Genomic DNA, 11,690 nt, shown 5'->3' with positions numbered 1-11,690 from the left:
TGACGATGCGGACGAGCGAAGGACAGCAATGAATTGGCGTTGGCCGCGCCCGGCACGCCCGCTTCCGCCGTCGGTGCTGGCCAGCCAGGCCTTTCGTGGGCGGCTGAACCGCATCTACCTGCTGTACGCGCTGTGCTTCGCCGTGTTCGTCGGCACGATGCTGGCGCTCGAGCACATCGGCCTGCCGAAGAAGTGGATCGGCTTCATCTTCCTGGCGGCGCCCGTGGTGATCTACGCCGCGATCGGCATCGTCTGCCGCACCTCGGACCCCACCGAGTACTACGTCGCCGGCCGGCGCGTGCCGGCGGTCTACAACGGCATGGCGACTGCGGCGGACTGGATGAGCGCCGCCTCCTACATCGGCCTGGCCGGCACGCTGTACCTGTCCGGCTACGACGGCCTGGCCTTCGTGCTGGGCTGGACGGGCGGCTACTGCCTGATCGCCCTGCTGATCGCGCCCTACCTGCGCAAGTTCGGCCAGTTCACGCTGCCGGATTTCATCGGCGCGCGCTACGGCAGCCAGCCGGTGCGGGCCATCGCGGTCGGCGCGACGGTGCTGTGCTCGTTCGTCTACGTGGTGGCGCAGATCTACGGCGTGGGGCTGATCACGACGCGGTTGACGGGCGTGGCGTCGTTCGAGATCGGCGTCTTTCTCGGGCTGGGCGGGGTGCTGGTGTGCTCGTTCCTCGGCGGCATGCGCGCGGTCACCTGGACCCAGGTCGCGCAGTACGTGGTGCTGGTGATCGCCTACCTCGTGCCGGTCGTCTGGCTGGGCCTGAAACAGACCGGCAACCCGCTGCCGCCGCTGGCCTACGCGGCGCAGCTCGAGCAGGTGGCGCAGGCCGAACGCAAGCTGAAGGACGACCCGCGCGAGCGCGAGGTGATCACGCTGCTGGCCGCGCGGGCCGACGAGCTGACGGGCAAGCTGCTGGACGTGCCGGCTGCGCTGGCCGAGGACCGCGCTGCGGCCGAACGCGAGGTCAAGGCGCTGATGGCGGCCAACGCGCCGCTGCGCCATGTGCAGGCGGCCGAGCGCCGCCTGGCGGCGCTGCAGCGCGACCCGGCGCAGATCGCCGCCGACTGGGCGCGCGAGCGGCGCATCACCGAGGAGCGCGCCCACCCATTGGCCGGCATGCCCGAGCATGCCCGGCCGTTCGCCGGCAACCCGGACGGCACCGAGGCCGAGCGCCACGCCTTCGACGATTCGCGGCGCAACTTCCTGGCGCTCGTGTTCTGCCTGATGCTGGGCACGGCGGCGCTGCCGCACATCCTGACGCGCTACTACACGACGCCCTCGGTGCGCGAGGCACGCGAGTCGGTGACCTGGTCGCTGCTGTTCATCGTGGTGCTCTACCTGTCCGCCCCGGCGCTGGCGGTGCTGGTCAAGTTCGAGGTGTTCACGGTGCTGGTCGGCACGCCTTTCGACCAGTTGCCGGCCTGGATCGGCAACTGGGCGCGGGTCGACCCCACGTTGATGTCGGCCACCGACATCAACGGCGACGGCCTGCTGCAACTGGGCGAGATGCGCATCGGCGGCGACATCATCGTGCTGGCCATGCCCGAGATCGCGGGCCTGCCCTTCGTCATCTCCGGCATGGTGGCGGCCGGTGGCCTGGCCGCGGCGCTGTCCACCGCCGACGGCCTGCTGCTGACCATCTCGAACGCGCTGTCGCACGACCTGTACTACAAGATGATCGACCCGAACGCCTCCAGCGCCAGCCGGGTCCTGATCAGCAAGGTGCTGCTGCTGGCGGTGGCGCTGGCGGCGGCGTTCGTCGCGGCGCAGAAGCCCGGCGACATCCTGTTCCTGGTCTCGGCCGCGTTCTCGCTGGCGGCCGCTGCCTTCTTTCCCGCGCTGGTGCTGGGCGTGTTCTGGCGCCGGGCCAATGCGGCGGGTGCGGCGGCCGGCATGCTGGCCGGGTTGCTGGTGACGCTGTACTACATGACCATCACCCAGAGCTGGATGCGGGGCGTCTTCCACGTCGAGCGTCCGGTCGAATTGTGGTGGGGCATCCAGCCCACGTCGGCCGGCGTGTTCGGCGTGCCGGTGGGCCTGGCGACCATCGTGCTGGTGAGCCTGCTGACGCGGCGGCCGCCCGCGCCGAGCGACGAATGGGTCGACCACGTGCGTTACCCGGGTGTCCATCACGACGGCTAGACCGACATGTTGCTGATCGTCCTGTCCCTCAAGCTGGTGATCGAGATCGCGCTGCTGGCGCTGGCCGGCCAGTTCGTGCTCGGCCTGCTGGCCGGCGCCGGCCGTGAGAGCAATGTCTTCTACCGGCTGTTCCAGGTGCTGACCGGGCCCTTCGTCAAGGGCATGCGCCGGATCGCCCCGCGCATCGTGCTCGACCGGCACCTGCCGCTGGCGACTTTCGTCTTCCTGCTGACGATGTGGCTGGTCGTGACCCTGGTCAAGATCAATCTGTGCCTGCAAGCGGGGGCCCAGGCATGCCGGTGAGCGGCGTGAACACGGCCTACCTGTGGCACAAGGGCCGGGCGATCGCCTGGCTGGTGCTCGGCCGCCATGCGCGGGCCGAGCAGGTGTTCGATGCGATGCTCGCGCACTGGCCAGGCGATGCCTACGCGCTGGCCAGCCGAGCCCACCTGCGCGGCCAGCGTGGTGCGCTCGAGGCGGCCATGGCCGATGCCCAGGCGCTGGTCGCGGCCCACCCGGCGCGCAGCGCGGCCGACTGGTTCAACCTCGGCTACCTGCTGCAGGAAGCCGGCCGCCACGGCGAAGCCGAGAGCGCCCTGCGCCGTGCCGTCGCGCTCGACGAGCGGCTCGACCGCGCCTGGTACGGCCTCGGCCTCGTGCTGATCGCCCAGGGCCGGTACGACGAGGCCGTGCAGGCCCTGCAGCGCAACACCGAACTGCAGCCCATGAGCCCCTACGGCTGGTACCAGCTGGCGCGGGTGCACATGGATCGGCACGCTCCGGACGAAGCGCGCAAGATCATCTGCCACCTGCAGGGCTTCGAGCCCAAGGTGGCGGCCCGGCTGCTGCGCGAAACCGGAATGAGCCAGCCACCGAGGTCGGAGCAGACACGATGCAGCTGACGCCGATGCAGAAGCGCTACTGGCGCAGGAACCTCAGGATCACATCGGTCTTGCTGGCCATCTGGTTCGTGGTGACCTTCGTCGTCGCCTACTTCGCCCGGGAACTCGACTTCACGTTCCTTGGCTGGCCGTTCAGCTTCTGGGTCGCGGCCCAGGGGGCGCTGATCGTCTACGTCGTGATCATCTGGTACTACGCCCGCGCCATGAACCGGCTGGACCAGGAGCACGGCGTTGCCGAGGAGGAGTGACGAGGTGCCGATCCGCCCGGAACAATCGCAACGCCTGGTGGCGTTGTTCGCGCTCGGCCTGCTGCTGTTCTCGTTCCCGCTGCTGTCGCTGTTCAACGTCGGCGGCACGGTGCTCGGCGTGCCGGTGCTGTATGCCTACCTGTTCGCGGCCTGGGCGGTGCTGGTCGTGCTGATGATCCTCGTCGTCGAGCGGGACCCAGGGCGCAAGGGGCCACGCTGATGCTGCTCGGCGGCGTCATCCTGCTGACCTCGTTCGCCTACCTGGGCATCCTGTTCGCGATCGCCTACTGGGGCGACAAGCGCGCCGACGCCGGCCGCTCGATCATCGCGAACCCGACGATCTATGCGCTGTCGATGGCGGTCTACGCGACCTCGTGGACCTTTTACGGCAGCGTCGGCCGCGCGGCGGTCAGCGGCGTGGGCTTCCTGCCGATCTACCTCGGCCCCACGCTGATGGCGGCGCTGTGGTGGCTGGTGCTGCGCAAGATGATCCGCATCAGCAAGGTCCACCGCATCACCTCGATCGCCGATTTCATCGCCGCGCGCTACGGCAAGAGCGCGCTGCTCGGCGGGCTGGTCACCGTGATCGCGGTGATCGGCATCATCCCGTACATCGCGCTGCAACTGAAGGCGGTGTCGAGCAGCTTCGTGATCCTGCTGCAGTACCCCGAGGTGGTGATGCCGCCGAAGGGCCATGCCGTGGCGTTGCTGCAGGACACGGCGCTGTACGTGGCCCTGCTGCTGGCGGCGTTCACGCTGCTGTTCGGCACCCGCCACCTCGAGGCCACCGAGCGCCACGAGGGCATGGTCGCGGCGATCGCCTTCGAATCGCTGGTCAAGCTGCTGGCCTTCCTGGCGGTCGGGGTGTTCGTGACCTTCGGGCTCTACAACGGCTTCGGCGATCTCTTCGCCCACGCCGCCGCGCTGCCGAAGCTCAACGAGATCCTCACGCTCGGCGGGCCGGCCGGCACCTACGGCTCCTGGGCGTCGCTGGTGTTCCTGTCGATGCTGTCCATCCTGTTCCTGCCGCGCCAGTTCCAGATCAGCGTCGTCGAGAACGTCAACGAAGACCATGTCGCGAAGGCGATCTGGCTGTTTCCGGTCTACCTGCTGGCGATCAACGTCTTCGTGCTGCCGATCACCTTCGCCGGGTTGCTGCAGTTCGCGCCCGGCCAGGTCGACGCCGACACCTTCGTGCTGACGCTGCCGATGGCCCACCGGCAGGAGGCGCTGGCGCTGTTCGTCTTCATCGGCGGGCTGTCGGCGGCCACCGGCATGGTGATCGTCGAGACCATCGCCCTGTCGACGATGATCTGCAACGACCTCGTGATGCCGGTGCTGCTGCGCTGGCGCGCACTCGCGCTGGCCGAGCGGCGCGACCTGACCGGGCTGCTGCTGGGCATCCGCCGCGGCGCGATCGTCGCGCTGCTGATGCTGGGCTACCTGTACTACCGGGCGGCCGGCGAGGCCTACGCGCTGGTCTCGATCGGGCTGGTCTCGTTCGCCGCGGTGGCGCAGTTCGCGCCGGCCATGCTGGGCGGCATGTACTGGAAGCAGGGCACGCGGCGCGGCGCGCTGGTCGGCCTGTCGCTCGGCTTCGCGGTCTGGGCCTACACGCTGCTGCTGCCCTCGTTCGCCAAGTCCGCCTGGCTGCCGATCTCGTTCATCCGGGAAGGGCCCTTCGGCATCGCGCTGCTGAAGCCGCTGGCGCTGTTCGGCCTGACCGGCCTGGACGACATCAGCCACGCGATGTTCTGGAGCATGCTGGCCAACGTGGGCGGCTACGTGGCCGTGTCGCTGGCCGGTACGCAGGGCCTGCGCGAGCGGGCGCAGGCGGTGCTGTTCGTCGACGTGTTCTCGAGGAACGAAGTGCCGTTCCCGAGTTCCTCGACCCCCCGCGGGGGGCGGGCCGGGAGCAGCCCGGCCCCGGGGGCGGTCGGGATGGCCGTGGCCCGCTCGGCGCCCTGGCGCGGCAGTGCCTCGGTGCAGGAGGTGCGGCAGCTGCTCGCGCGCTTTCTCGGCAGCGCGCGCACCGACGAGGCGCTGGCCGATTACGCGAAGGTGGGCGGCCTGGCGTCCATCGACCGGATCGTGCCCGATGCCGAGCTGTTGCGGTTTGTCGAGAACCTGCTGGCCGGCGCGATCGGCGCCTCGTCGGCGCGGGTGATGCTCGCTTCGGTCGTCAAGGAAGAGCCGCTGGGCATGGACGAGGTGCTCAACATCCTGGACGAGGCCTCGCAGCTCATCGCCTACAGCCACCAGCTCGAGCAGAAGTCGCGCGAACTCGAGGCCGCCACCGCCGAGCTGCGCGCTGCCAACGCCCGCCTGCAGGAGCTGGATCGGCTGAAGGACGATTTCATCTCCACCGTGACGCACGAGCTGCGCACGCCTCTGACCTCGATCCGCGCACTGTCCGAGTTGCTGCAGGCCGACCCGGCGATGGCCGAGGCCAGGCGCACCCAGTTCGTCTCCATCATCGTGAAGGAAAGCGAGCGCCTGACCCGGCTGATCAACCAGGTGCTGGACCTGGCCAAGCTCGAATCCGGGGGGGCCGAGTGGCACCCGGCCGATGTCGACGTGAAGGGACTGATCGAGGAGGCCGTGTCGGCCACCGGCGCGCTGCTGCGCGAGAACGCCGTGGCGCTGGCGCTGGCGCTGCCCGACGATGCGCCGCCGGTGCGCGCCGACCGCGACCGGCTGATGCAGGTGATGCTGAACCTGATCTCGAACGCGGTGAAGTTCTGCGACCGCGAGGCCGGCCGCATCGGCATCACGCTGAAGGTGCTGCCGGGCGCACTGCAGGTCGACGTGAGCGACAACGGGGCCGGCATCGCCGGTGCCGACCAGGACCTGATCTTCGAGAAGTTCCGCCAGGTCGGCGACCCGCTGACCGGCAAGCCCCAGGGTACCGGCCTGGGTTTGCCGATCAGCCGCCAGATCGTCGAGCATTTCGGAGGCAAACTCTGGGTGGAAAGCCAGCCGGGGCAAGGGGCGACCTTCTCGTTCACGCTGCCGCTGAGGTGAGCATCCCGATGCCCAAGACCATCTTGATCGCCGACGACGAGCCGAGCATCGTCCTGTCGCTCGAATACCTGCTCGAGCAGGCCGGCTACCGAGTGCTGGTGGCGCGCGACGGGCAGGAGGCGCTCGATGCGATCGCCCGCGACGTGCCGGACCTCGTGCTGCTGGACGTGATGCTGCCGCGGGTCAGCGGCTTCGACGTCTGCCAGCGTGTGCGCACCCACCGCGACTGGTTGCACATGCGGATCCTGATCATCAGCGCCAAGGGCCGCGAGATCGAGGTGGCCAAGGGCCTGGCGCTGGGCGCCGATGCCTACGTGACCAAACCGTTCTCGACGCGCGAGCTGCTGGCGCGGGTGCGTACGCTGCTGGGCGACGAGGCGGCACCCGGCGCGGGCTGATCAGCGCTGATCCAGGAAGGCGGCGACATGCTGCGCCAGCCGCTGCGGCTGGTCGTGGTGCAACATGTGGCCGCATTCGGTCAGCAGCACCCGCGCGACCTTCGGCACCACCGCGAGGCGGGCTTCGAAATCATCGCGCGGGTAGCGGTGGCCCCACCACTTGGTCACGTCGGTCTCGTTGCCCTCGACCCACAGCACCGGCGCGGTGATCAGCTTCCAGGCCTCGAGGATCTCGTCCTTGCGGTAGAGGATCGGGTTGGCGCGCTTGTGGGCCGGGTCGCCGAGGATGTGCCAGCGGCTCTCGCCATCCTGGCCCGGGCGTTCCTCGGCCCAGTGCTGGGCGAGCCAGGCCGCGTGCGCGGCATCGAGCCGCGGGTTGTTCTTCAGCAGCCGCTCGGCCACCGCCTCGACGCTCGCATAGTCGCGCAGCGACACCTCGGTGCGCAGCTCGTCCAGCCACTGGCGCAGCCGCTTGGGCGCATGGTGCGGCCTGGTCTCGGGCAGGCCGAAGCCTTCGAGGTTCACCAGCCGCCTGATGCGCTCGGGCCGCACGCCGGCATAGCTCATCACGACGTTGCCGCCCATGCTGTGGCCGAGCAGGTCGAGCGGCGCATCACCGTTCAGGCCGAGATCGGCGTGGTGCAGCAGCGCGTCCAGGTCGCCGAGATAGTCGGCGAACCAGTAGCTGTCGGTCGGTGGCACGCGGGTCAACCCGAAGCCGCGCCAGTCGGCCGCCACGATGTAGCGAGACTCGCCTTCGAGCGCCGCCAGCGCGTCGACGACGAACTGGAAGGAGGCGCCCACATCCATCCAGCCGTGCACCATGAACAGCGCCGGCCGCTCGGGTGTGACCAGCGACGCATCGCCCCAGGTGATCACGTGGTAATCCAGCCCGCGCACCGGCACGAAACGATCGGTGCCGGGGCGGCGAGGGGTGTAGGCGGCGGTCGTGCTCATCCGGCCACTGTAGGGCCTGGCCCGCCGCTGCGCTGCCGCGGGGGTGACAGAATCGTTCGCATGACCGCTGCCCCTTTCACCCTGCGCGCCGCCGAGCCGCGCGACACCGGATCCATCGTCGGCCTGATCCGCGAGCTGGCCGAGTTCGAGCACCTGACCCATCTGCTGCAGGTGACGCCCGAGACGCTCGCGCCCCACCTCTTCGGCCCGAAGCCCGTGGCCGAGTGCTGGGTGGCCGAACTGCCCGGCGGTGAGGTCGTCGCCTTCGCGCTGACCTTCACCAACTTCTCCACCTTCCTCGCCCGGCCGGGGCTGTACCTGGAAGACCTGTACGTGCAGCCCGCGCACCGCAGCGCCGGCATCGGCAAGGCGCTGCTGCAGCACCTGGGCCGCATCGCCGTCGAGCGTGGCTGCGGCCGCTTCGAATGGAGCGTGCTCGACTGGAACGAGAACGCGATCCGCTTCTACGAGAAGATGGGCGCGACGGTGATGCCGGATTGGCGCATCTGCCGGGTGACGGGCGAGGCGCTGGCCCGCTTCGGCGCTGTGCCATAGAGACTGGTTTGCGCCAAACGCCGGACAAGAAGGGAGGATTAGTGAAGAGGAAGGTCAGGCTGCGACTGCACGCTGCTGCATTCAGGAGAGCCACGCGTCGCGCTCAGAGAGGGGCCGTCTATACCGGCGCCGTCGATGCCATCGCCTACCTTGTCATCGGTGGTGTCGCGCTCGTCTTGCTCTTGCTCGTCGCGGCTTCCATCGTTGGCCTGGCCAAGGGCCGGGGCATTGTTCGTTGGGTCATCGTGCCGCTGGCCATAGCTGGGTGGGTCGTTCCGCTGTGGGATTGGACCAACCGTGCTGCAACCGAGAAGCAGGCTGAAAGTGAAAAGAAGGCACGCTGGATGGCTGCTCGACAGATGTGCAAAGGCGAACTCGCCAGACTCCCTGAGTCCGTGCCTGCTCGCGGCCTGCTCGACGACGGCAGGGGCGTGCTGATGGACGGGTGGCGTGGGCTGCTCGGGCAACGTGACATCGGATTCATTGAATTTCGATTCCGCGAGTCGGGCAACACCGGCCGCCTCTTGGTCTATGCCGACGGCTCCGGCGCGGGGGGCAGCCTGCCGATCGACAGGCCAAGCGGCAGTTTGGTGCGCGTGTCCCTATCGTCCGATAGCGATCCTGCCTGTATCTCCGACGAGCGCTATGGAAGCAGGGCTGCAGAATGGTTCAGAACGCCGCCGTTTCTCCCCGATACCTGCGTGGCCGTGACTTTCCCGGCGCAGCCAGAGGCCGAACTTGCGTTGTTACTGAGTGGACCGGATCAACCTACCGCCCCATTTCACCGTTGGCAGTTGGTCGACCGGGCGACGGGCCGCATTCTGGCTGGCCTCACATCTTCCACCGAGTATTCCGATGACCGGTTCGTGACGACGTACAGCAATGAATTTCCGAGTCGCGATCCGGGCCGACGAAACAGTTGCTCAGAACCTCGCAATGTTCTGGCGGGCCGCTTGGTGCATGCCACGAACGCACCTGCATCACCCCAGGTCGTTCGCATGCACACCGTGCCGGCACAGGTGCAGCCCGATGCGCTTGCGCCTCAGCGGCCCGCGCGCGTGAAACTGCAATCGGAAGTCGGCCCATCGGAAGCGCTCTCGAGCATCGATTTGGGGGCGGACGGGTTGCCTGCATGGCAAGCAGCTGTCGAGGCCGCTAAGCGCAACGGGCGTGCAGCCTATGGACCTTGGACGCTCGACTGGTCAACGCGAGAGATGAAGCGAATCTCGTTCGACGCCGAGCAATCAAGCTATGGCCGCTGGACTTTCCAAGCAGCCCATGACGGCTACTACATGTGGTCGCTGTGGCATCCGGGCGTTCAGAAGCCTCCAATGACTTTCGCGCACTACCGCCGCGATGGCGCGCTGGACTGGGCGGTTCGGCTCGAACCGACGGGAGAGCAGGAGGATCTGGAATGCAGCTGGCACAACCCGACTCAGTTGGACGCTGGCGCGGATGAGATTTCCTTGGTCGGTGTCGGCTGGTGCGGCGAGGCGAGGGAACGGCGCAAGCTGACTTGGACCATCGCAAGGCGCGACCTGCCTCATTGAGCGCTGTCATCAAGCTGCGCGACCTGCCCACCTCTGCCGGCAATGCCTGTCGGCCGCCAGCGCTAGGCAGGGCTACGCCCAATGGGGCGGCGCGGCCCCGGGACTTACGCTCGGGCCATGAACGACAAGCAGGCATTCGACCGCCATGCGATCTGGCATGGCCAATTTCGCTGGCGCGTGCCGGCGCACTTCAACATCGCCGAAGTGTGCTGCGGCCGATGGGCGCGCGAGCGGCCCCGCGCGGTGGCGATCCGCGCCGAGCGCGAAGACGGGTCGCTGACGCTGCATCGCTACGGCGAGCTGCAGGCCGCGGCCAACCGGCTGTCGAATGCGCTGAAGCGGCTCGGCGTCGGGCCCGGCGACCGCGTTGCGGTGGTGATGCCGCAACGCGCCGAGACCGCGGTGGCCAACATTGCCTTGTACCAGCTCGGCGCGGTCGCGATGCCCTTGTCGATGCTGTTCGGGCCGGATGCGCTCGAGTACCGGCTGAACGACAGCGAGGCCCGCGTGGCGATCGTCGACGAATCGGCGATCGCCAACCTGCTCGCGGTGCGCGGCCAGTGCCCGGGCCTGGCCACGGTGATCGCGGTTGGCGGCGCGGCCGGGCGGGGCGACATCGACTGGGACGCCGCGCTGGCGCGCGAGGCAGCTACCTTCACCGCCCGCCGCACGAAGGCCGACGACCCGGCGGTGCTGATCTACACCAGCGGCACCACCGGCCCGCCCAAGGGTGCGCTGATCCCGCACCGGGCGCTGATCGGCAACCTGACCGGATTCGTCTGCAGCCAGAACTGGTTGCGCAGCGGCAGCGGCAAACCGCCGAAGAAGAAGCTCGGCCCTGGCGGCGTCCCCGCCGACGCGGTGTTCTGGAGCCCGGCCGACTGGGCCTGGACCGGGGGGCTGATGGACGCGCTGCTGCCCTCGCTGTACTTCGGCGTGCCCATCGTCGCCTTCCAGGGCCGCTTCGCGCCCGAGCGCGCGTTCGAGCTGATGCAGGGTCACCGCGTGACCAACAGCTTCCTGTTCCCGACCGCGCTGAAGGCGATGATGAAGGCGGTGCCGCAGCCGCGGCGCCGCTACCGCCTGAACCTGCACTCGGTGATGAGCGCCGGCGAGGCCGTGGGCGACGCGGTGTTCGCCTGGTGCCGCGACGAGCTCGGCGTGGTCGTCAACGAGATGTTCGGCCAGACCGAGATCAACTACGTCGTCGGCAACTGCGGCCAGTCGCTCGATGCCGCCGGCCGCCCGGCGCCGGGCTGGCCGGCGCGCCCCGGCAGCATGGGCCGCGCCTACCCGGGCCACCGTGTCGCGGTGATCGACGACGACGGCCGCGAGTGTCCGCGCGGCACGCCCGGCGACGTGGCCGTGCACCGGCGCGACATCCACGGCGACCTCGATCCCGTCTTCTTCCTCGGCTACTGGAAGAACGCCGACGCCACGCGCGCGAAGTTCACTGGCGACCCCGACGACAGCTGGTGCCGCACCGGCGACACCGCGGTGATGGACGACGATGGCTACCTCTGGTACCAGGGGCGCAGCGACGACGTGTTCAAGGCCGCCGGCTACCGCATCGGTCCGAGCGAGGTGGAGAACTGCCTCGTCAAGCACCCGGCGGTGGCCAATGCCGCGGTGGTGCCCAAGCCCGACCCGGCGCGCGGCGCGGTGGTCAAGGCCTACGTGGTGCTCGCACCCGGGTACGCGGGCGACGCGGCGCTGGTCGATGCGCTGCAGCAGCACGTGCGCGGCCGTCTCGCGCCGTACGAGTACCCGAAGGACATCGAATTCATCGACGCGCTGCCGATGACGACCACCGGCAAGGTGCAGCGCCGCGTGCTGCGCCTGCAGGAAGAGGAGCGCGCCCGCGCCCGGAAACCCGAAGCATGAACCCGCTGATCTCC

At 69.0% G+C, this 11,690-nt stretch carries 11 protein-coding genes; 10 read left to right on the top strand and 1 reads right to left on the bottom strand.

Translation table 11 applies throughout. The features are described from left to right. Window positions 1–28: 28 nt before the first annotated feature. From VJ693_RS14235 to VJ693_RS14205, 7 genes are read left to right on the top strand one after another with little or no spacing between them, the layout of a single operon-like run. Entirely contained in the window at window positions 29–2,158 is a 2,130-nt protein-coding gene (locus tag VJ693_RS14235) for a sodium:solute symporter family protein (protein ID WP_324155118.1), read from the top strand. A gap of 6 nt (window positions 2,159–2,164) precedes the next feature. After that, window positions 2,165–2,461, top strand: a complete 297-nt coding sequence (locus VJ693_RS14230; protein WP_324155116.1) for a hypothetical protein — start codon at window positions 2,165–2,167, stop codon at window positions 2,459–2,461. Between the two features lie 5 nt (window positions 2,462–2,466). Next, window positions 2,467–3,060 (top strand): tetratricopeptide repeat protein, encoded by a 594-nt coding sequence (locus VJ693_RS14225; RefSeq protein WP_324155115.1) that lies wholly within the window; start codon window positions 2,467–2,469, stop codon window positions 3,058–3,060. After that, window positions 3,051–3,308 carry a DUF4212 domain-containing protein gene (locus VJ693_RS14220; protein ID WP_324155114.1) on the top strand — a complete coding sequence of 86 codons (258 nt, stop codon included), beginning with the start codon at window positions 3,051–3,053 and terminating at the stop codon, window positions 3,306–3,308. Before VJ693_RS14225 ends, VJ693_RS14220 begins: the two co-directional genes overlap by 10 nt. Before the next feature lie 4 nt (window positions 3,309–3,312). Continuing rightward, on the top strand, window positions 3,313–3,528 hold the full coding sequence (locus VJ693_RS14215) for a hypothetical protein (RefSeq protein WP_324155113.1): 216 nt from the start codon (window positions 3,313–3,315) through the stop codon (window positions 3,526–3,528). Then, on the top strand, window positions 3,528–6,332 hold the full coding sequence (locus tag VJ693_RS14210; protein ID WP_324155112.1) for a sensor histidine kinase: 2,805 nt from the start codon (window positions 3,528–3,530) through the stop codon (window positions 6,330–6,332). Before VJ693_RS14215 ends, VJ693_RS14210 begins: the two co-directional genes overlap by 1 nt. A gap of 8 nt (window positions 6,333–6,340) precedes the next feature. Then, complete coding sequence (locus tag VJ693_RS14205; protein ID WP_324155111.1) at window positions 6,341–6,730, top strand: response regulator transcription factor; 390 nt, start codon at window positions 6,341–6,343, stop codon at window positions 6,728–6,730. Here VJ693_RS14205 and VJ693_RS14200 read toward each other — a convergent pair whose 3' ends face one another. Continuing rightward, window positions 6,731–7,687, bottom strand: a complete 957-nt coding sequence (locus VJ693_RS14200; RefSeq protein WP_324155110.1) for an alpha/beta hydrolase — start codon at window positions 7,685–7,687, stop codon at window positions 6,731–6,733. It lies immediately after the preceding gene. Between the two features lie 60 nt (window positions 7,688–7,747). Between VJ693_RS14200 and VJ693_RS14195 the strand changes: the two genes are divergently transcribed. From VJ693_RS14195 to VJ693_RS14185, 3 genes are all read left to right on the top strand, one after another. Beyond that, window positions 7,748–8,242 carry a GNAT family N-acetyltransferase gene (locus VJ693_RS14195; protein WP_324155109.1) on the top strand — a complete coding sequence of 165 codons (495 nt, stop codon included), beginning with the start codon at window positions 7,748–7,750 and terminating at the stop codon, window positions 8,240–8,242. Between the two features lie 41 nt (window positions 8,243–8,283). After that, on the top strand, window positions 8,284–9,792 hold the full coding sequence (locus tag VJ693_RS14190) for a hypothetical protein (RefSeq protein WP_324155107.1): 1,509 nt from the start codon (window positions 8,284–8,286) through the stop codon (window positions 9,790–9,792). Window positions 9,793–9,909: 117 nt separating this feature from the next. After that, the gene (locus VJ693_RS14185; RefSeq protein WP_324155106.1) at window positions 9,910–11,676 is read left to right on the top strand and encodes an acyl-CoA synthetase; all 1,767 of its coding nucleotides are present in this window, start codon (window positions 9,910–9,912) and stop codon (window positions 11,674–11,676) included. Window positions 11,677–11,690 lie beyond the last annotated feature (14 nt).

The sequence above is a fragment of the Ideonella sp. genome (genome assembly GCF_035254525.1).
Classification (GTDB): Bacteria; Pseudomonadota; Gammaproteobacteria; order Burkholderiales; family Burkholderiaceae_C; genus Ideonella.
This window is presented reverse-complemented; position numbering and strand designations above follow the sequence as displayed.